General features: G+C 40.5%; 20 protein-coding genes and 1 pseudogene. 11 read left to right on the forward strand and 10 right to left on the reverse strand.

From position 1 onward, the window contains the following. Positions 1–5: 5 nt before the first annotated feature. The 3 genes from holA to leuS are packed head-to-tail and all read right to left on the reverse strand — an operon-like array spanning position 6 to position 4,124. Complete coding sequence (gene holA / locus H5087_RS04525) at positions 6–1,043, reverse strand: DNA polymerase III subunit delta (protein ID WP_182671326.1); 1,038 nt, start codon at positions 1,041–1,043, stop codon at positions 6–8. Then, a complete protein-coding gene (gene lptE / locus H5087_RS04530; RefSeq protein WP_024594704.1) occupies positions 1,043–1,534 on the reverse strand; it encodes an LPS assembly lipoprotein LptE in 492 nt (163 codons plus the stop codon). The genes holA and lptE overlap by 1 nt, the downstream gene beginning before the upstream one ends. Position 1,535: 1 nt before the next feature. Continuing rightward, positions 1,536–4,124, reverse strand: a complete 2,589-nt coding sequence (gene leuS, locus H5087_RS04535) for a leucine--tRNA ligase (RefSeq protein WP_182671327.1) — start codon at positions 4,122–4,124, stop codon at positions 1,536–1,538. 175 nt (positions 4,125–4,299) lie between these two features. Between leuS and H5087_RS04540 the strand changes: the two genes are divergently transcribed. The 5 genes from H5087_RS04540 (at position 4,300) to H5087_RS04560 (ending at position 8,700) form a co-directional block, all read left to right on the forward strand. Then, positions 4,300–4,758 carry a zinc ribbon-containing protein gene (locus H5087_RS04540; protein WP_149594549.1) on the forward strand — a complete coding sequence of 153 codons (459 nt, stop codon included), beginning with the start codon at positions 4,300–4,302 and terminating at the stop codon, positions 4,756–4,758. 77 nt (positions 4,759–4,835) lie between these two features. Beyond that, positions 4,836–7,259, forward strand: coding sequence for a Lon protease family protein (locus tag H5087_RS04545; protein WP_259397735.1), 2,424 nt, complete (start codon positions 4,836–4,838; stop codon positions 7,257–7,259). A 2-nt stretch (positions 7,260–7,261) separates the two neighbouring features. Then, entirely contained in the window at positions 7,262–7,738 is a 477-nt protein-coding gene (locus tag H5087_RS04550) for an FKBP-type peptidyl-prolyl cis-trans isomerase (protein WP_024594701.1), read from the forward strand. Positions 7,739–7,763: 25 nt separating this feature from the next. Then, positions 7,764–8,018, forward strand: a complete 255-nt coding sequence (locus tag H5087_RS04555) for a hypothetical protein (RefSeq protein ID WP_182671329.1) — start codon at positions 7,764–7,766, stop codon at positions 8,016–8,018. Between the two features lie 145 nt (positions 8,019–8,163). Continuing rightward, a complete protein-coding gene (locus H5087_RS04560) occupies positions 8,164–8,700 on the forward strand; it encodes a hypothetical protein (RefSeq protein ID WP_182671330.1) in 537 nt (178 codons plus the stop codon). Positions 8,701–8,721: 21 nt separating this feature from the next. Here the strand turns inward: H5087_RS04560 and H5087_RS04565 are convergent, their stop codons facing one another. Both H5087_RS04565 and H5087_RS04570 read right to left on the reverse strand, forming a co-directional pair. Continuing rightward, positions 8,722–9,246 (reverse strand): CIA30 family protein, encoded by a 525-nt coding sequence (locus tag H5087_RS04565; RefSeq protein ID WP_182671331.1) that lies wholly within the window; start codon positions 9,244–9,246, stop codon positions 8,722–8,724. A 67-nt stretch (positions 9,247–9,313) separates the two neighbouring features. Further along, on the reverse strand, positions 9,314–10,081 hold the full coding sequence (locus tag H5087_RS04570; protein WP_182671332.1) for a hypothetical protein: 768 nt from the start codon (positions 10,079–10,081) through the stop codon (positions 9,314–9,316). A 180-nt stretch (positions 10,082–10,261) separates the two neighbouring features. Here H5087_RS04570 and H5087_RS04575 point away from each other — a divergent pair, with 180 nt between their 5' ends. From H5087_RS04575 to H5087_RS04590, 5 genes and pseudogenes are all read left to right on the forward strand, one after another. Then, entirely contained in the window at positions 10,262–11,347 is a 1,086-nt protein-coding gene (locus tag H5087_RS04575) for an alkene reductase (protein WP_182671333.1), read from the forward strand. A 152-nt stretch (positions 11,348–11,499) separates the two neighbouring features. Then, positions 11,500–12,510, forward strand: a complete 1,011-nt coding sequence (locus H5087_RS04580; RefSeq protein WP_182671334.1) for an RDD family protein — start codon at positions 11,500–11,502, stop codon at positions 12,508–12,510. A gap of 130 nt (positions 12,511–12,640) precedes the next feature. Further along, positions 12,641–13,039, forward strand: a pseudogene (locus tag H5087_RS20135) (alpha/beta hydrolase); the annotation flags it as partial. Continuing rightward, a complete protein-coding gene (locus H5087_RS20140) occupies positions 13,040–13,387 on the forward strand; it encodes a hypothetical protein (protein ID WP_259397736.1) in 348 nt (115 codons plus the stop codon). 89 nt (positions 13,388–13,476) lie between these two features. Next, entirely contained in the window at positions 13,477–13,926 is a 450-nt protein-coding gene (locus tag H5087_RS04590; protein WP_182671335.1) for an ATPase, read from the forward strand. A gap of 480 nt (positions 13,927–14,406) precedes the next feature. On the opposite strand, the gene lnt is transcribed toward H5087_RS04590, so the two are convergent. From lnt to miaB, 5 genes are read right to left on the reverse strand one after another with little or no spacing between them, the layout of a single operon-like run. Beyond that, on the reverse strand, positions 14,407–15,957 hold the full coding sequence (gene lnt / locus H5087_RS04595) for an apolipoprotein N-acyltransferase (RefSeq protein WP_182671336.1): 1,551 nt from the start codon (positions 15,955–15,957) through the stop codon (positions 14,407–14,409). Then, the gene (gene corC / locus H5087_RS04600; protein ID WP_002958541.1) at positions 15,938–16,822 is read right to left on the reverse strand and encodes a CNNM family magnesium/cobalt transport protein CorC; all 885 of its coding nucleotides are present in this window, start codon (positions 16,820–16,822) and stop codon (positions 15,938–15,940) included. Before corC ends, lnt begins: the two co-directional genes overlap by 20 nt. A 22-nt stretch (positions 16,823–16,844) precedes the next feature. Continuing rightward, on the reverse strand, positions 16,845–17,303 hold the full coding sequence (ybeY, locus tag H5087_RS04605; protein WP_182671337.1) for an rRNA maturation RNase YbeY: 459 nt from the start codon (positions 17,301–17,303) through the stop codon (positions 16,845–16,847). A 4-nt stretch (positions 17,304–17,307) separates the two neighbouring features. Then, entirely contained in the window at positions 17,308–18,366 is a 1,059-nt protein-coding gene (locus H5087_RS04610) for a PhoH family protein (RefSeq protein ID WP_002958543.1), read from the reverse strand. Positions 18,367–18,416: 50 nt separating this feature from the next. Beyond that, a complete protein-coding gene (gene miaB, locus H5087_RS04615) occupies positions 18,417–19,865 on the reverse strand; it encodes a tRNA (N6-isopentenyl adenosine(37)-C2)-methylthiotransferase MiaB (RefSeq protein ID WP_182671338.1) in 1,449 nt (482 codons plus the stop codon). 256 nt (positions 19,866–20,121) lie between these two features. Between miaB and H5087_RS04620 the strand changes: the two genes are divergently transcribed. Next, the gene (locus H5087_RS04620) at positions 20,122–21,291 is read left to right on the forward strand and encodes an FAD-dependent monooxygenase (protein ID WP_259397737.1); all 1,170 of its coding nucleotides are present in this window, start codon (positions 20,122–20,124) and stop codon (positions 21,289–21,291) included. The last annotated feature ends 47 nt before the right edge of the window (positions 21,292–21,338 follow it).

Here is a 21,338-nt window from a genome sequence, read left to right on the forward strand (position 1 = left end):
ATTTATTAATTAACCGCGTGGCACGGCATAGGAATGTTGAGCGGCTGGCAAAATTTAATGCAAATATGAGCAAGCGCTTGGTAAGGTGCAATTAAATTACCTTGCTTGTAACTGGCATCAAACAACGCAACATCACTGTTTATTTGTTCTAGTGTGTGCATATTTAAACGGTTAATTGCGTTTTGAACTGGACCTTGTTGGTTTTTCCAAATTGCTTTTTGTTTAAATAAATTTGTTATAGGTTCGCCATTTAATAAACCAAGTTGCACACTTATAAGTGTATTAAGCTCTTTGGTTATAGCCCACAAAATACTCACCACTTCGGTGTTATCGCTGGCAAGTTTGTTTAGTACTTTTATAGCTTGTTTAGCGTGGCCATTTAATAGTGCATCGCTTAAATCAAAAATATCAAACTTGGCTTGATTTAACAGCCCTTGCATAACGAGTTGCTGAGTAATTAATGCATTGCCGTGTAGTAGCGAAAGCTTTTCAAGTTCCTGAAAACAGGCTAATAAGTTGCCTTCAGTGGCATTTATTAAGCTTACCTTGGCGTCGCTTTGCATATTAAGTGATAAACGTTGGCATTGCTCATCAAGCCATCGTTTTACATGAGAGCCCGTAAGTGGGTAGCAAGGTACGAACACGCCTAGTTTATCAAGGGCTTTAAACCATGCGCCACGTTGTACTTCTTGACTGGCTTTAGCGCCTTTAACAATTAAAATAGTATCGGGATTAACCAGTTCAACTACTTTTTTAAAGGTATTGCTGCCAATAACGCCTGGCTTTTGTTGGTTTAAATCAAGCTCAATAATAGTGCGGGCGCTAAACAGCGACATGCTCTGATACTGGGCTATGATCTCTTGCCAATCGAATCCTTGCATTAAAGTAAATTTAATTACTTCATCAAAACCTTGTTGCTTAGCACAGTCGCGAATTTGTTGTACGCATTGCGCTTCTTGAAAAGGCTCTTCACCAAATACTAAATAAAAGGGCTTTAGCCCTTTATTTAATTCATTCGGTAGTTGATTAGCGTAGCAGCGCATTATAGTTGCGACAGCTCTCTAACAATACGACGACTGGCTTGCTCACGAATCTCGCTAATGAGTAGCTCAAGCTCTTTTGCTTTTGCTAATGCATGATCCGGATCGTCTTGGTAATTACGATAAAGCTCAAAACGTTTTTCTATCGCTTTTTCGCCTGGGAGTTTAACTACATACGACACGCCATAAGCAAGTTCGTATTCAGCAACCTGACCATTTTGAAACAGCGAAAGTGTTTGGCGTTCAATACTTTCTTTGCGTAAATACAATTGGGCTTTATCTTTAGCTGACGATACTAGCTCTACGTTACTCGCTTTAAGCTCTTTTTTAAGCTCAGTAAATAAAGTCGATTTTTCATCATCGCCTACAAGTGTTAGCTGTTTTAAGTTATCAGGCAAGCTAGAGGCTTTTTTTAAATGAAAGCCACAGCTTGATAACAAAAAACAGACTAGCACTAAGGCTAGTCCATTTTTAATGGCGTTAAATGCAGCCATATTAGTTAGCTACCACGTTAAGTAGTTTACCTGGTACGTAAATGATTTTACGAATAGTTGCGCCATCCGTAAATTTAGTTACGTTAGATTCTGCAAACGCAAGGGCTTCTACTTGCTCTTGAGTGGCATCAGCTGCCACTGTTAACTTAGCGCGAAGCTTGCCGTTTACTTGGACAATAATTAACTTTTCGTCTTCAACAAGTGCCGACTCATCAACTTTTGGCCATGCTGCATCTAAAATCTCGCCTTCTTTACCAAGCTCTTTCCAAAGCTCATGTGATAAATGCGGAGTAATAGGTGCAAGCATAATAACTAATGCTTCAAGTGCTTCGTTAGCAATCGCTACATCTTGTTTGTCGCTCAGTGGTGCTTTTAATAACTTATTAGAAAGCTCCATAATGGCTGCAATAGCGGTGTTAAAGGTTTGACGACGTTCAACATCATCAGTCACTTTAGCAATTGCTTTGTGTAAGTCACGACGTAGTACTTTTTGCGGGTTAGTGAGCGCTGATTTATCAAGTACTTGGTAACCTACTGTTTTAACATCTACTGCGTATTTCCATACACGTTTTAAGAAGCGATGTGCGCCTTCAACACCTGAGTCTGACCATTCAAGCGTTTGCTCTGGTGGTGCTGTAAACATCATAAATAAACGCACTGTATCTGCACCGTATTGGGCAATTACTTGTTGTGGGTCTATACCGTTGTTTTTAGACTTCGACATTTTACTCATGCCAGATGAGAATACCGGCTCACCATCTTCTTTATGCCATGCTTTAGTTACGCGGCCTTTGTCATCGGTTTCGGTATTTACATCGCTTGGCGAAATCCATACATCGCCGCCTTTTTCATCTTTACGATAAAATGTTTCAGCAAGCACCATACCTTGACAAAGTAAGCGGTCGAACGGCTCGTCTGAATTTACTAAACCAAAGTCACGTAATAATTTATGGAAAAATCGCGAGTACAATAAGTGTAAAATAGCGTGCTCAATACCACCAATGTATTGGTTTACTGGTAACCAATAGTTAGCAGCCGCTGGATCTAGCATGCCTTCGTCGTAGCGTGGGCTACAGTAGCGTGCGTAGTACCAAGATGATTCCATAAAGGTGTCAAACGTGTCAGTTTCGTGAAACGCAGGTGCGCCATTTACTGTTGTTTTAGCCCATTCTGGGTCTGCTTTAAGAGGTGACGTTACACCGTTCATTACCACATCTTCTGGTAAGCGAACTGGTAGCATATCTTCTGTTGCTGCAAGTTCTTTGCCTTCTTCGTCGCTAAGCATTGGGATTGGAGAACCCCAATAACGCTGACGGCTCACACCCCAGTCACGTAGACGGAAGTTTACTTTACGCTCCCCAACACCGAGTGCTTCAAGCTTGTCGGCAATAGCTTTAAACGCAGCGTCAAAATCAAGACCGTCAAATTCACCTGAATTTACAAGTACACCTTTGTCGGTAAATGCTTCTTGCTCAAGGTTTACTTCAAGATCTGAGCCTTCAACCGGTGCAATTACTTGTTTAATATCTAGGCCGTAAGCCGTTGCAAATTCAAAATCGCGTTGGTCGTGTGCAGGTACCGCCATAACAGCGCCTGAGCCGTAATGCATTAATACAAAGTTAGCGACCCAAATTGGTACTTGCTCGCCCGTTAATGGGTGAGTTGCGTAAAAGCCTGTTGCTATGCCTTTTTTCTCCATTGTTGCCATGTCTGCTTCGGCAACTTTGGTGTTTTTGCATTCTTCAACAAACATTGCAACAGCATCGCTATTTTTAGCGGCTTCTTGTGCAATAGGGTGACCACCAGCAACAGCAACATACGTAACACCCATAAAGGTGTCTGGACGAGTTGTGTATACGCTAAAAGTTTCGTCGTTATCGGTGCGTTTAAATTCAATATCACACCCTTCAGAGCGGCCAATCCAGTTGCGCTGCATTGTTTTAACTTGCTCTGGCCAGTCTTCTAACTTGTCTAAATCGTCAAGTAGTTCTTGTGCGTAGTCGGTAATTTTAATAAACCACTGTGGAATTTCTTTTTGCTCAACCACAGCGCCTGAACGCCAACCGCGACCATCAATAACTTGCTCGTTAGCGAGTACTGTTTGATCCACTGGATCCCAGTTAACCGTAGACATTTTTTTATACACTAAGCCTTTTTCGTAAAGCTTAGTGAAAAACCACTGCTCCCACTTATAGTATTCTGGATGACACGTCGCAATTTCGCGATCCCAGTCATAACCAAAACCTAATTGCTTAAGCTGTGTACGCATGTAATCAATATTTTCGTATGTCCACTTAGCTGGCGCTGTTTTGTTTTTAATAGCAGCGTTTTCTGCAGGTAAACCAAACGCATCCCAACCCATAGGTTGCATTACGTTTTTGCCTTGCAGGCGCTGGAAACGAGAAACAACATCACCAATGGTGTAGTTACGTACATGACCCATATGCAGTCGACCACTCGGATAAGGGAACATAGAAAGGCAATAATACTTCTCTTTGCTCTCATCTTCAGTGACTTTAAATACCTGGTTTTCTTCCCAGTAGCTTTGTACTTTTGACTCTATATCTTGCGGGTTATATTGCTCTTGCATCTATGGTTCCAGACTTCTTGCAAACTAATAAAAAATTGCCATTAGGATACCCCAAATAAAGTGCTATTCACAGCGTCAAAAACGCGGTTTTGATAAATTCTAACCTTCAGTTCAGGTTAACCTATACTTATCTAAGTTATAGGGTGATTTAACAGCAATTTTGAAGGAGTAAAAAATGGCAGATTATAAAACATGGCTTGGCGATTTAACCAAATGGCTAAAAGATGTAAAAGATCATGAAGTAAAAGGCGCAGTTACTCGATTTGTTGAATCTGAGCAGGCACTTAAAGATTTAGGGCAAGAAAGATACGCTTTATATAAAAGTTATTTACAGCGCGATATAGAACATGTCCAAGAAAACGAATCGCACTATAATTCGCTTGCATGGCAAGAGCTTAAAGAATCATTATGGTTTGAGCTTTCGCATATAGAAGATAAAACCCAGCTTGAGTGGCAATCTCTTAGTCAAGATTTTAAGCACAATGGTGTGTATCACGCAGGCGAATGGATAGCCATGGGCACATTAGTATGTAAGAATTGCACTCATAGTTACGATGTTTATCACGCGACACAAATTACACCGTGTATTGAATGTGATGGAATCTATTTTAGTCGTAAGGCGCTGCACCCTTAAATATAAGTATTAAGTGGCTGCGGGCCACTTAATACGCCCAAAGGCCAGCGAATATGTTGGTAAAAAAAGAAGTTAGAATGACGAAAAAATTGCTGCCACTATCTGTTTCAAAGCTCGCACCGAGTATTTCTACTAATCACGTACATACGTGTATGAGCAATCCATACCCCGAGCAACTAACATTTATAGGCCAACAACGCGCCCAAAGTGCCTTAGATTTCTCTTTAGGAATGGAACTGCCTGGTTACAACGTTTATGTAATGGGCGAGGCTGCCCATGGGCGCTTTACGCTTGTTAAAGATAAACTTAAGCAACATGCAAAAGACCGCCCAACCCCAAACGAATGGTTATACGTAAATAATTACGATGACCACAGAGAGCCTATTGCGCTGTTTATGCACGCAGGGCAAAGCAAGCAACTTAGTGACGACATAGATTCATTTTTAGATGAAGTACTCGACACATTTCCTGCTGCATTTGATAACCCAGGATATCAACGCAAAAAAAAATCAATCGACCGTGAATTTAACGATGCCTACGACAGCGCTATTACCGCAGTAGAAATTGCGGCATTTGAGCAAAGTGTTGCATTAGTCGAAGAAAAAAATTCAGTTGGGTTTGCACCGCTTGTAGATGGTAAACAATTAAGCGATAGCGAATTTGGCGAACTTGAAGAAACGTTACGCGAAGAGTTTTTTGAAAAAATTGAAAAGCTAGAAGATGCATTAATAGAAGCGTTAATTGAGCTGCCACGCTGGAAGCGCGAATCAAAAGAAAAACAGCGTAATCTTAAAAAATCGACTGCAGAGCAAGCCACTAAACCACTTTTAAAAGACTTAGAGCATAAGTACGCGACACACATTGGTGTACTGCGTTATTTAAAAGATATACGCGTTGAAATTATAGACGCGGTACTTGAATGGCTCGATGATGAAGACGAAAGCGAAGAAAGCAAAGAAGACTTTGATCGTAAAGGCATGCTTACCGACTTTTTTGCACCTAATATTTTAGTTGAGTTTAAAGAAGACGATGCAGCACCCGTGGTTTACGAGCCCAATCCAACATTTGGTAATATATTTGGTAAAATTGAGTATTCCACATCGCAAGGGTCTTTAATTACCAGTTATCGTTCTATTCAGCCGGGCGCATTGCATCGTGCTAATGGCGGTTATTTAATTATGGATGCTGAAAAAGTAATGGCTAACCCTCAAGTGTGGGATGGTTTAAAACTTTCGCTTAAAACGCATCAAATTAAAAACGACTTACCGTATCAAGATAGCTCAGTAGGCAGTAGTTTTACACTTCGCCCGCAACTTATACCGCTTGATGTAAAAATTATTCTATTAGGCTCGCGCGAACTGTATTACACCATAGGTGAATACGATGAAGAGTTTGCAGAGTTATTTAGAGTATTAGCTGACTTTGATTACTACTTACCAAGTAGCGATAAATTACAGTACCAATTTATAACTAAAGTTACCGAGTACTGCGAGCAAACATTAAAGTGTACTGCCACGCAAGCCGCTATGGTGCGCTTACTTAAGTTTAGTTACCGCCAAGCAGAGCATCACAATAAGCTTTCTGCGCGCTTTGCTGATGTACTTGAATTAGTTGCAGAGGCAAGTTATTACGCAAAACAAGATAAATTAACTGTTATAGATGCGCATCATATTGATGAAGCCATTGAAGGTAAGCAATACCGTACCGGCCAAATTAGTGAAAACATGCTAAGCGATATAAAAGAAGGTCATACACTTATTGCAACCGACGGCCAAGCCATTGGTAAAGTAAATGGCTTAACCGTATTACACATTGGCGATACCTCATTTGGTACCCCTGCGCGTATTACAGCAACGGTTTATGCTGGCGCCGATGGTGTAATAGATGTTGAACGTGAAGCCGAGCTGGGTAAAGCAATTCACTCAAAAGGTGTAATGCTACTTACCGGTTATTTAGGTAATAAATACGCACAGCACTTTAGCTTAACGCTTAGCGCTAATATCGCTATTGAGCAAAGCTACGGTTATATAGATGGCGATAGTGCATCTCTGGCTGAGTTGTGTGCGCTTATTTCGTCTATTACAAGCCTACCTATTAGCCAATCAATTGCGCTTACGGGCTCTATTAACCAACATGGTGATGTACAGGCTATTGGTGGCGTAAACGAAAAAATAGAAGGCTTCTTTAAACTGTGTAAAATGCGTGGCTTAACAGGTTCGCAAGGCGTTATCATTCCTAAATCAAACCAAGTTAACTTAGTGCTTGATGACGAAATACTTAATGCGGTTGAAGCGGGTAAATTTAATATTTACGCAGTTGAAACCGTAGACCAAGCGCTTAACCTGTTAATGGATATAGAAGCTGGCGATATTATTGATGACCAGTATCCAGAAAACTCAGTAAACGGAATTGCGCTTGCTCGCCTTAAAGAAATTGCCGACATAGTTAATGGCGATAACGATGACGAAAAAGACGAAGAACTAGATAACGAAAAAGGTTAATAATGATCAATATAATTTTGGCGGTGGTTATCGCCATTTTTTGTTTTTTAATATTTCAAAATAGTAAAAAAGCAAAACAACAAGCAGGCATAAATGCACAAATAGGGGCAGATTACTTAGCCGCTAACGCAAAAGTAGAAGGTGTAGTAGAAACAGCTTCTGGCTTGCAGTACAAAATAGTACACAAAGGTGAGAGTGAAAACACACCAAGCCCAACAAGTATGGTTAACGTGCATTACCACGGCACACTAATCGACGGCACGGTGTTTGACAGCTCAGTAGAGCGTAAAACACCGATTAGCTTTGGCTTGCACCAAGTGATTAAAGGCTGGACTGAGGGCTTACAACTGATGAGCCCAGGCGATAAATACATTTTTTATGTACCGCACCAATTAGCGTACGGTGAAAAACGTGTAGGAAGTATTCCTCCTGCTTCAGTACTTATTTTTGAAGTAGAGCTACTGGCAATTGAGTCTTAGGGATTAAATAACAAGGAAGTAAATTATGAATAAAGATGAATTACTTAAAATAGCCAAAGGTGATATTAACTTTACCTTTCAATCTATTATTTATGCATTAGCGCTATGCTTACTAGTTGCAGCTGTTTTTTTACTAAAGATGAGCGTTAACCTACAAATGGGTTTAATAGTTTGTATTATTGGTGTGTTTGGAATGACTATTTATAATAATTTAAATACTCGCCTAAATGCGGCGCTTGCACTTATTGCGCTCTCACAAGATAACCAAAACACTAAGTAAGCAACGAGTTAGTTTGATAAATTGGTACAAGCCCTGCTTTAATAAAGTGGGTTTTTTGCTTTTAGCTAACATTAAAATTTACTCAAGAATTTTAATGCGAGGTCGATACCTATAATAGTTACAAAGCTATTTTAGGGATAAAATAATGAAGATTTTAGCGGCTCCCATTGCATACCAAGTACACAGCTCAAATACTCAACCTTTAGCGCAATCAGATAAACTACCGGTTGAAAAAGCGAGTGAAGAAAAGAGCGAGGAAGAAAATGAGGAAGAGCCAAAATATGTGTTATCAAAATTTCTAGATACCAAAGCACAAGAATACAGTGAAGATAACGCAACGTTTAGCAATCAGTATAAAAACCTAGAAAAAGTATACAAGCACTTCACTGGGCGAGTTATTGCGCTGCAAGAACAAATTAACAAACTTAAACAAAGCCCTGTACAACGTAGTTTAACTATAAATACTTCTGCAAGTGAGCTAAATAAAAGTGATGCGAGTTTAACTCTAGATGCAGAGCACTTAGGCTCTAAAAAATATAAAAATACGCAACAGCAAGAACAAATAGATTTGTTAGAGCTGCAATTAGGGGAGTTAAAGTCAGAGCAAGCAGCAATAAAACAACAAATGGTTGAGCTGGTTATTAGTGAAATGAAGAGGCGGGGCGACGACTATACTATTTAGCGCCACCAACATGCTGGTGGGCTAGCTTTTAAACTCAATTTTACCCACTTCAAGTTTAAATTTACCTTCTTGCTTACCTGCAATCATAAAGCCTAGCTGTTTTATATCATCAAAATCAATAATCGGTTGTTGCTCAAGCACGCGACCGCGATACGTTAAAGTAAAATCACTCGGAGCAAAGTTTATATCTACCCATTCATTTTTTACAGTTTTAAATGAGTGAGTGTACGCTGCGCCATCAAGGTAATTAGTTGTTCTGAGCCTAAGCTGATAGGTTTGTCCATCACCTTTAACACGCAGCGCTACAGTTTTAGTATTTTGACCTTGTGTGTCAATTTCAGTACGCATTGATGCAAAACCGCCGTTATTATCAAGCGAAACATTGCCTATAAAAAGCAAACTTTCTTGAGTTTGTGTTACTTGGCTATTAGATACACCGCCCATTACGGAATCGTTAACTACATACCAGCGCTGGTTTGCATTCGCTTGTGCACTTACTACTAATAAATTAAATACAAAAAGTGATGATAGTTGTTTGGTGATCATGGCTGACTCCTAAGTACTTTAAGCCTACCAATACGGATAAAGATATTATTTGTTCACTTATTTAAAGCTAATTATTTTTATGGCTCCATTTTTTCATGATTTTTTCAAACATAATTTCTTTATCAGTTTTATCTTCAGGACAGGGGTTACCGCTACCTTGAGGCATGCCATTACTACCAAATACGGTCGAGGTATCAATTAAATAGCATTTACCGTTAAATTTTTCTAATCGCCGTGTGCCAGTTGTATTTTGGCTAATAACTTCTGAATTATCAGATTTTACTGGCGTTTTAATAGTGGGCTTATTGTTTATCTCTTTATTTTCAGAGTTTTTATCTTCACCAAAGGAGACCATTTTTTTATGAGTCATATTATTTACAGGAGAGCCAAATAGAGGCGCGTATGGATTTAGCTTTTTAAATGTATGAGAAGCTTTTGTTGTTGGCTCTGAAGGCGCGACTACCAGGGGTTCAACAGGGTCTTTTTTAAGCTCTGTTTGTGTCTTTGGTAACGTGATGGTTTTGGCTTGCGTTTTTTTAGTTACCCTTACTTTGGCTTTTGTAGAATCTTTTTTTATAGGTGTAGTGTTAGAGGTCGCTGAATTTGGTGCATCAGTTTTAGTGTTCACAGTTTTTATATCAGGCGCATTGGTTGTTGTAACAACTGAGCTTGGCTTAGGTAGGCTTGCTAAATTAACCGTAACATAGGCCTGTATTATTGCGTTTTTTCCCTGCTTTGGCGCCGCAACTTTAATAGATTGCGAAAACAAAAAGTACAACACAATAGCGTGTATACACAACGAGATAACCCACGGCCATGCATTCCCTTTATTCACACCAAACCCTCAATTTAATAGTGCTGTTAAGAGTCAATTAAATACATTTAGTTCACCTAAAGTTAATGTGTTTTACTTTGTGGCTTTATTGCAGATACAACAAAACTATTTTGCAGTTTTTGTTGTTTTTGCATGTGCTTGGTTACGTTATTATGAGCGCAATCAAACTTAGGAGGCATTATGACATTACTTTTTGAACCAATAGAACTTGCAGGTAAAACATTAAAAAACCGTATTGTTATGCCCCCAATGACTCGCTCGCGTTCAACGCAGCCTGGCGATATAGCCAACGACTTAATGGCAACATATTACGCACAGCGCGCAAGTGCCGGACTAATTGTAAGCGAAGGAACACAAATTAGTGAGCTTGGTAAAGGTTACGCTTGGACTCCGGGTATTTATTCAAATGAGCAAGTTGCAGGCTGGAGTAAAGTAACAAGCGCAGTACATAGCGCTGGTGGAGTGATGTTTGCTCAGCTTTGGCATGTTGGCCGTGTAACTCATAGTGACAACACCGGTGGCGTGCAGCCTATTTCAGCCTCGGCCATTGCTGCAAAAGACGTAAAAGTATTTGTAGATACAAACGGCGCACCGGGGTTTGTAGACACCCAACTCCCACGCGAAATGAGCAAACAAGATATTACGCATGTCATAGGCGAATTTCGCCAAGCAGCTAAAAATGCAGTTAATGCAGGGTTTGATGGCATAGAGCTTCATGCTGCAAATGGTTACCTCATTAATCAATTTTTAGACTCAGAGTCAAATGCTCGCACCGATGAATATGGCGGCAGTGTGCAAAACCGAATACGCTTTTTAATTGAAGTGGTAAATGCTGTTAGCGACGAAATTGGTAGCAGTAAAGTAGGCGTAAGACTTGCCCCGTTAACAACTCTTAATGGCACAGTAGACGAAAACCCTGAAGAAACTTACTTAGCGGTTTCTGAGGCATTAAATAAAGCCGGTGTAGGTTACATGCATATAGCCGAAGCCGATTGGGATGACGCACCTTTAATGAGTGTTGAATTTAAAAAATCGATTCGCAAAGCCTACAGCGGTGTATTAATTTACGCAGGCAAGTACACAAAAGAGCGCGCAGACAACGCACTTAGCGAAGGCTGGGCTGACATGATTGGCTTTGGTCGCCCATTTGTATCAAACCCAGACTTACCAGCACGCTTAAAGCAAGGCAAGCCTCTTAACAGCCACAACCCCGACACTTTGTTTGGTGGTGCAGAGCAAGGCTATACCGATTATCCAACGGTATAATTGCTAGTAAGTAATAAACATCGAGTAAAAACATGAAGGGCTGCATTTTATGCAGCCCTTTTTTGTGCACTGATTCTAATAGCTTTACCTTGAGCAAAAAATAAAAAACGCGTAAGTTAACCGGGTTACCTATTTTAATAACAAGAAAATAAATGAAAGCCAAAGAAATAGAACAATTAGAATTATCAAATTCTGAAACCCGAGAAGTTATTACACCCTACGCTTTTAAAATTGACAGCGCTTTACTGGGCTTGCCTTTAGCTACACCTATTCAGCGTGCACTAGCGATTATTATTGATGTTGCACTGATATTTTTAGCGGCCAAGCTTAGCGCTGCTCTAATAGCATTTGTCGCGGCTATGGCTTTTTATAAAGGTACGGCACAGCAATACCTTCCAAAAATGTCGAATGTGTGGCGAAGAATCTTAAAAATAACGGCAGCAAGTATTTTATTTGTAAGCGAACTTACTGTGCTTTCAATTGGCATTGATTACCTAGAAGACGATAACGCTGATCAAGGTTTAGCTGTTCAGGGCGTAAAAATACAAGATGAAATTCAGCTTACCGCCACAGAAAAACAACAGGTAAATACTTATTTAGCGCAAACAGCCGATGACAGCTGTGAGCAATCTTGCCAACAAAACGCGCTTGATAATTTAATCGGGCAAGTACCTAAATTAGCAGAAATGGACGACCTACAAAACCCACAACTTGCTACCGTACTTTTACAACTTTTAGTACTCAGTGAAAATAACGAAATAAAGCCTGCGCAGTTAATAGAAGAAAAACCTGCACAAGCAAGCACAAATAGTATTTTGCAGTGGAGTAAAGGCATTATTCAAGACTTGGGCTTAGGTTTTGGCTGGGCTGCTGTTTACTTTACGTTGTTCTCGTTACTTTGGCGCGGCCAAACACCGGGTAAAAAGGTATGTAATATTCGTGTGGTTGCCTTAAGCGGTGAGCCATTAGGTTTATTAGATTGTTTTGGTCGCTACGGCGGCTACGGTGCAGGCTTTGCCACAGGCTTGTTAGGGTTTTTACAGATATATTGGGACCCAAACAGGCAAGCTATTCAAGATAAAATATCAGCCACTGTGGTTATTAAAGGTAACTTGAATCAAGTTGTAAATGTGGAAACGGTAGAAGAGACTGTAAAAAGTTAAGTTTGCTCTTATTAATTACAAGGATGGTTATGAAAGCTTTATTAATGGCGTTTAGTTATCTGTATTTTATTACAGCTTCGTATGCGTCAGAAAATATTGTGTTAGCAAAAAACATCAGCTTAAGTCTATTATTTTAGGTGAGCAGCGCAGTTATAGTGTTTATTTACCGCCAAGCTACAAGCAAAACCTCGAACGAGTATATCCTGTTATTTACCTGCTTGATGGCGACCCAACCCATTTAAAAGCCTTAGCGGGGCTTGTTGAAGCACTCAGTACTGAGCGGCTAGAAAAACAAATTCAACAAGCAATTATTGTCGCTGTTCCTAATAGTAAAAATGCGATAAGAGAGCGCGACTTTACCCCTACCAATGTCGATTGGACTTTTAACGGCAAGCTACTAGAGAAATTTGAAAAAATTGGCAATGCCGCAAACTACACCGCTTTCTTTGAAAAAGAACTTATTCCCTTCATTAATAAAAATTACCGTACATCAAATAAGCGGGTATTAATTGGGGAATCTTTCGGCGGCTTGTTCGCAAGTTATGTTTTACTTACAAATCACTCTTTATTTACTGATTACTTAATTATTGATGCAGCCTACCTTTGGGATAATAATTATCTCAATCGTTATTTTGACGAGCAACAGCTTATAAATAAGCAGCTTAAAGGCAATGTATATTTTACTTTTGCTAATAATGCAGCTTTTGGTGAAATTGGAGAGGCTAATTATAAATGGGGCTTAGAGCTTGCTAAAAAACTAAAAGCGCACCCGAGTAACAGTTTATATATAAATCAACGTTACTTTGAAGAAGAAACTCATGGCACGGTGGCAGCGCTTAGTTGGTACTATGGTTTAAAAAGCTTATTACAAAAATAAGTCTTAATTTATATACTAGGTTAGTGAAAGGAGTAATTTTGGGTATATTGTTAACGAAATTTAGTAGTGAAAAATTAAAAGGGAATTAAATGAGTAATAATTTTAATGAGGCTATAAAGGGCTTTTTTTGGGGGATAGGGTTTGTAATAGCAACACTCGGTGGTATCAGTGTGTACGCGCTAACAATAGCCGCAGAAGTTGATAGTGGCTTTAAAGAGCAGGTATCAAATAAAGCATTGGAGGGCACTGACGACTTAAAGAGTGATTATAAACTTACCCTTTCTGATATCTTTAAAGAAAATGGGCGAGTAAGAATAACTGCCGAGTTAAAAAATATCACCAATGAAAGCATATATGCAGGTGGTGTTATAGCATCTACATTCGATAAAAACGGAAAGTTTGTTGGTAATTGTTTAGGTAAAAGTGATGATATTTTTATAGAACCAAATAAAAGTAGCTATATTGATATTCATTGTAATCTACTGAGGCCACAGGTGAGCAGAGTACACTCAGCAAAGCTAAAGTTTAAGTGGTTTTGATAGTTGCTGTAAACTACCCCCATAGAAAGCAAAAAGCATAACGAGTAGTTATGACTAAAAAGTTATTTAGTTGGGAGCGAGGACGCCAATAGTCGGGTTACGATAAAATGTTACTATGCTGTATGCTAACCTCATTTAAATTTGATACTTAATTAAACTCCCGCAAGTAAGTGAAATAAAGTCGCATACCGATAAAGTTAAAGTCGGTCGGCATTTAGGCTCAATCTCAATATTGTATTGATGTATGCCGTTAAAGGTGGTGAGTTTATCTGTGAAAATCCAATTATAAATTACAGTCAAGTTTAACTTTTTAAACCTGATATTGAGCAACACCAAGCATTAAAAATAGAACAAAGCTCGTTATATTTTTAGCATAGGATAGATTAAAAAGTAAATTTGCGTAGGTTGGGTAGAGCGAAGCGAAACCTAACAATAAACACTTTTTTAAATAGCTGTCCACCGACAGCTATTAATTTTAATTCACTTTCTCAACCTAACCCCAAACCCAACAACTCCCATCAACAACACAAATCCCCACACAAACATATTGCCGTATTGGCTGTACACGCTGTCGCCTTTTATGAGCTTAATGTTGGCTTTCAATGTTGTAGCTTCAAACTGAGGCATGGTTTGTTGAGTGTGGCTTATAGGGTCGTATACGGCGCTTACACCATTGTTAGTAACACGCACTAGAGGGCGCTGTAGTTCGAGCGCGCGCATACGGGCTATTTGCATGTGTTGCAAAGGTCCAATAGAGTCGCCAAACCAGGCATCGTTACTTACCGTAAAGAGTAGGTCGGAGTCGCTTTTGTAATTACCGCGCACTAAGTCGGCAAAAACAATTTCGTAGCAAATAGCAGGGAGTAAGTTATAGCCATTGGCGCGTAAGTTGTTTTGTACTTTGTCGCCACGGGTAAACGATGACATAGGCAAATCGAATAATGGGGCAATAGGGCGCAAAAAGTCTTGAAACGGTACAAATTCGCCAATAGGTAGTAGCTGGTGTTTTTGATAGCGGTTTTTATCAAGGTAATGGTAATGCCCATGCTCGTCGCCGCGTTCTTTATTACCGACCACAATAAGTGTGTTAAATATATTTTTGGTGTCTCGCTGGTAGTCAACAATACCGGTTACAAGGGCGGTTTTATTAAACGAGGCGGCACTGTCTAAATTGGCTAGGTAGGAATCGGCAAGCATTTCTATTTCAGGCACTGCGGCTTCTGGCCATACTATTAAGTCGGCATCCCAATGTGGACGTGTCATGTCTTGGTATTTGCTCATTGTGGTCCAAAACTCACTTGGCTCAAAGCGCAGGTGTTGCTGTATGTTGCCTTGTACGAGCAATACTGACATGTTTTTATCTGTGTAATGAATGCTGCCTGTGGTATTTGCACCTGTAAAAATAAGCGCAACAGCTGTCGCAGTAACCGCCAGGGTTTTAAAATCTTTTTGGGTAAGTCTATATAGTGCAAAGCCAATAGCGACACAGGTAAGAGTTAAGCCAAACTCGCCAATATAAGGGGCGAGCAGCCTGAGTGGTCCGTCGGTTTGTGTGTAGCCAAAGCTTAACCACGGGAAACCGGTAAGTACGGTGCCACGTAAATACTCACTAATTGCAAAGCAGGCAATTAGTAATGCGCCAAAGCTTTTAGGGCCACTAGCAAAGCGTGTAGTTGCCCAAAAGGCAAGTGCGGGAAATAATGCTAAGTATGAGCACAAAAAAGCCATTAACGAGAGCGACGCTATAAGCGGCATACCGCCAAAGGTGGCAATAGAAACATGTACCCAGCTTATACCTGCACCAAACCAGCCTAGGCCAAATATAAAGCCATATTTAGCACCGGTTTTTGCGTGTGCTTTACCGGTATTATTGGGATTAATGCAAAAAATTATGGCGCCAAGACTAATAAATACGATGGGCCAAATTTCAAAAGGGGCATAGCCAAAAGTTAAAACAAGGCCCGCAACGAGTGCGAGCCATGCTTTTTTATCTTTTGCTAATAGGGTAAGTCTAGTTAGCAGTTTCTTCACTGTCGTTATCATCAGCCTTAGGAACGGTGACTTGCAGTTGCAAAATACGACGATTGTCGGCGTTGGTTACTTTAAATTGGTAACCTTCTATGTCAATCGTTTCACCACGGCTTGGCATATGGCCAAATGCGTGCAGTACAGTTCCGCCAATAGTATCGGCTTCGTCTGTGCTGTAGCCTGTTTTAAAATGCTCGTTAAAGTCATCTACAGGTGTGAGTGCTTGCACTACGTGGACATGTTTAGCAAGTTGACGAATATCTTGATGTTCTTCTTCTTCGTCGTGCTCATCTTCGATTTCGCCAACAATTATTTCAAGAATATCTTCAATCGTTACTAAGCCTGATACGCCGCCGTATTCGTCAATAACAACAGCCATATGGTAGCGTTGCTGACGGAATTCGTTTAGCAATGTATCAACACGTTTGCTTTCAGGTACTACCATTGCTGGACGTAAATAATCGCGTATTGATGGTAAATGCTCGTCTTTATTTAAGATCAGTGGCAATAAATCTTTAGCGAGTAAAAAACCTTCTACATGATCTTTGTCTTCAATCACCACTGGAAAACGAGAGTGAGTTGAGTCAACCATCATTGGAATTAGTTCTTCAAGCGGGCTGTCGATCTCAAGAGTGATCATTTGTGAGCGCGGAACCATTATGTCTCGCACTTTAAGCTCAGACACGCCAAGCACACCTTCTATCATCTCTTTTGTTTCTGGATCGATTACGTCTCGTTCTTGCGCATCGGCAATAACTTCGACCAGCTCTTCTCTATTCTGGGGTTCCCCTTGCAACATTTGGGCTATTCTGCCCAACCACGTTTTGCCAGAAGAACCCTGGCTAGATTGCGAGTTACCGTCGCTCATTGCGTCTAATTGCTCCGTTAATTTAAATATCGTCCCGGTATGGGTCTGCTATGTTTAGCTCTGCAAGTATTTGCTTTTCGATGCTTTCCATCTCTAAAGCGTCTTCACTCTTTATATGGTCAAATCCAAGCAAATGCAAGCATCCGTGAATAACCATGTGGGCAAAGTGGTCATGAAATGACTTCTCTTGCTCAATTGCTTCAGCTAATACAATGGCTGGGCAAATAATTAAATCACCAACCAAGGGAATATCTATGCCTGGTGGTGCTTCAAATTCGAACGACAGTACGTTGGTCGGTTTATTTTTACCGCGATAGTCGTTATTAAGTTGTTGCGATTGCGCTTCGTCGCTAATAACGATACTGAGTTCGGACTCGTCACGGTATTGGCTAAGGGCTTTGTCGGCCCATAGTGCAAATTGTTCTTCGCTTGGGAGGTTGTCAAATTCACAGGCTATTTGTAGATCAAGTTCGGTTGTCAAAGTTTTACTCTTTAGTAGTAGGCTGTTGAAGAGCAGCGAGTGCGTCTTTTGCATTTTGCTTTTCAATGCGCTTAAGTCGCTCGCTTTCGTCGTTTCGCTCGTAGGCTTCAACTATGCGTGCTACAACAGGGTGACGTACTACGTCGTGGGCTTTGAAGTAGTTAAAGCTAATTTCGTTTACGCCATCAAGTACTTCAATTGCATGGCGAAGGCCTGAGCGTGTGCCACGAGGTAAATCGACCTGTGTAATATCGCCTGTAATCACCGCTTTTGAGTTAAACCCTATACGGGTTAAAAACATTTTCATTTGCTCGGCGGTGGTATTTTGGCTTTCATCTAAAATAATAAAGGCATCGTTTAAAGTACGCCCGCGCATGTAAGCAAGCGGTGCGACTTCGATGATATTTTTTTCGATGAGTTTTTCTACTTTTTCAAAACCTAGCATTTCAAAAAGCGCATCGTAAAGGGGGCGCAGGTATGGGTCTATTTTTTGACTTAAATCGCCTGGTAAAAAGCCAAGCTTTTCGCCCGCCTCAACAGCAGGGCGCGTTAGTAATATACGGCGTATTTCTTGGCGCTCAAGAGCGTCGACGGCGGCAGCAACTGCAAGGTAAGTTTTGCCAGTACCTGCAGGGCCAATACCAAAGGTAATGTCGTGGTTTAAAATATTAGCCACATAAACACCTTGGTTGTCGTTACGTGGTTTAATAACACCACGGCGGGTTTTAATAACCATTTCTTTGCCATAAGCGCTGCTGGATGCATCTTGCTCTAAGGCTTTTGATTCGGTAATAGCTAAATGAACGGCGTCGGGTTCTATTTCGCCTAAAACACCACGAACTGGCTGAGTATCAACATAAAGGTTTTTTAAGATTTCTACAGCGCCGGCGCAGTTGTGTAGTTTACCGGTTACTTTAAAAAAGTTGTCACGGTGAATTATTTCAACAGCCAGGTGGCGTTCAATTTGTTTGATGTTTTCGTCAAACGGGCCACATAAAGAAGATAGGCGTTTGTTATCGGCAGGTTCTAAATAAATCTCTAATGTTTTTAACTGATTACTCAAAATTGCTTCCTATAGTACTGCGCCAGCGTTAACTGGCGCTAATTGTGTGACTAAGGAACGAAAGTAGCTACGCCAATTTCGTTAACAGTGTCTGGTTTTGGCTCTGCAGCTGCAGCTTTAGTTAAAATAGCTGAAGGAGCGACTTCACGTCGTAAGTTCATTTCTGATTCTGTACGAATTAAGTCACCACGTAAAGAGTTAGGTAGTGCTTCGGTAATACGTACATCAACAAACTGTCCGATCACTGTGTGCGGGCCAACAAAGTTTACTACACGGTTGTTTTCGGTACGGCCACGTAATTCCATAGGGTTCTTCTTAGAAGGACCTTCAACAAGTATACGTTGCTCTGTATCGAACATTTGACGACTAATTTGCTGCGCCATTTGTGTAATACGGTTTTGTAGTAAGTATAAGCGCTCTTTTTTCTCTTGCTCTGTTACGTCATCCGGCAAATCTGCCGCTGGCGTACCTGGGCGTGCGCTGTAAATAAAGCTAAAGCTCATATCAAAACCTATGTCGCTAATAAGCTTCATGGTTGCTTCAAAGTCTTCTTTGCTTTCGCCTGGGAAACCAATAATGAAATCTGATGACATGCTTAAGTTTGGACGAATTTTACGTAACTTACGAATTGTCGATTTGTATTCAATTGCCGTATGGCCACGTTTCATTAGGTTTAATATACGGTCTGAACCACTTTGTACTGGTAGGTGTAAGTGATCGACAAGCTCTGGCACATCAGCGTATACGTCGATGATGTCTGGCGTAAATTCTACAGGGTGTGAGGTGGTATAACGAATACGGTCAATGCCATCAATAGCTGCTATTAAACGAATTAAATCTGAGAAATAGCAAATCTCGCCATCGTGAGTATCACCACGGTATGCGTTTACGTTTTGGCCTAATAGATTTACTTCGCGAACGCCTTGCTCTGCAAGTTGTGCCACTTCAAGGAGTACGTCATCAACTGGGCGGCTTACTTCTTCGCCTCGTGTGTACGGTACAACACAAAAAGTACAGTATTTAGAACACCCTTCCATAATTGATACAAATGCAGAAGGGCCTTCTGCTTTTGGCTCTGGCAGGCGGTCAAATTTTTCAATCTCTGGGAATGAAATATCAACAACCGATGAGCCTTTGTCGCCTTGCACTTGTTTAATCATTTCTGGTAAACGGTGTAGCGTTTGCGGACCAAAAATAACATCTACAAATGGTGCACGTTGGCGAATAGAGTCACCTTCTTGTGAGGCAACACAACCACCTACACCAATGATTAAATCTGGCTTGTCGTCTTTTAATAACTTCCAGCGACCTAATTGGTGAAATACTTTTTCTTGTGCTTTTTCACGAATTGAACAGGTGTTAAGTAAGATTACGTCGGCATCTGTTGCATCTTCAGTTAGCTGGTAGCCGTTGGTGGCATCTAAAAGTTCAGCCATTTTCTGAGAGTCGTATTCGTTCATCTGACAACCCCAGGTTTTAATATGCAGCTTTTTGCTCATTGAAATATAGCCTCGTGTTCAATTCGATAGTGGCACAAAAATGTGCTTGAAACAGGATTAAGGAGCAAGCATGCTCACTTAAAGGAGGCGTATTTTAGCTGGATACCCGTCCAGATCCAAGTATAGTTTTCATGTTTGTGATCTCAAATCAATACGAGGCGAGTTTAATCAGCTGTTAGGGATATCCTCTGGTATAAAACAAATTAATTTTGATACAATCAAAACAGACTCAAGTAATAATAAAATGATGAAAAACATGACTAAAAATAATGTGATAGTAGTTGGTGGTGGCATGGTTGGCGCGGCTATGGCGATAAAGCTTGCTCAACAGGGCTTTGGCGTACGCATAATCGAAAAACACCTAATAGATCCATCACAGATTCTTAGTAGTGATAAGGTTGATATTAGAGTGTCGGCTATTAATCGTTTTTCAGAAAATTTACTTGATGAATTAGGAGCAATGCCGCTTTTAAGGCAAAACCGCATAGCGCCTTATCAACAATTAGAGGCATTTGAGCGCGGTGGTGATAATTTATTGTTTGACTGCGCCGATATAAACACCACGCATTTAGGCCACTTAATTGAAAATAGTTTAATTCAAGCAAGTTTATGGCAGCAATTTGATCATTATAAAATTGAGGTTATTGAGCAAGCCACACCTATTACTAAAATAGAGCAAACGGATGATTTAATTACGCTTGTGTATGGAGCTCAAACCTATACCGCTGATTTAGTGATTGCAGCCGATGGCGGACAATCGCAGCTGCGTGCTAAAGCTAATATAGGAATTACCGGCTGGCAGTATCAGCAACATTGCATGGGGGTATTAATTAAACTCGATGCGCCGCAACAAATAAAAACATGGCAGCAGTTTACGCCAAGTGGGCCACTCGCATTTTTGCCAATGCAGGCACCATACGCTAATTTAATTTGGTACGACGATGCAAATACACTGCAATCATTTAAAGGACTAAACCCAGCTGAGCTAAAAATGCACATACTTAATAAATTTCCTGAACTTGCTGGAGACTTTGAAGTACAAACTCATGCAATATTTCCGCTTACTCGCCAACACGCTAACAACTATTCACAAGGGCGCTTGGTTTTAGTCGGTGACGCTGCACATACAATAAATCCGCTTGCAGGGCAGGGGGTAAATTTAGGTTTTCAGGATGTAGTGGCACTTGCTGAGGTTTTAGACAATGCAGGGGATATAGGTTGCCCACTAAAACTTAAAGAATACGAGCGAGCTCGCCGCAGGGCTAATTTATTAATGATGAGCATGATGGATGCTTGTTACTTTGGGTTTTCTAATCAAATTACGCCACTTAAATGGGCACGTAGCCAGTTTTTAAAAATGGCTAATAATACAGGCCCTATAAAAAACTGGGTTTTAAAATACGCAATTAGCGGTGATTTAGGCTAAATTTAAAGTAGAGATTAAAAAGGCTCATTTATGAGCCTTTTTTTATG

Origin of the sequence: Pseudoalteromonas sp. SR43-7 (genome assembly GCF_014163785.1) — a bacterium.
GTDB classification, from domain to species: Bacteria; Pseudomonadota; Gammaproteobacteria; order Enterobacterales; family Alteromonadaceae; genus Pseudoalteromonas; species Pseudoalteromonas distincta.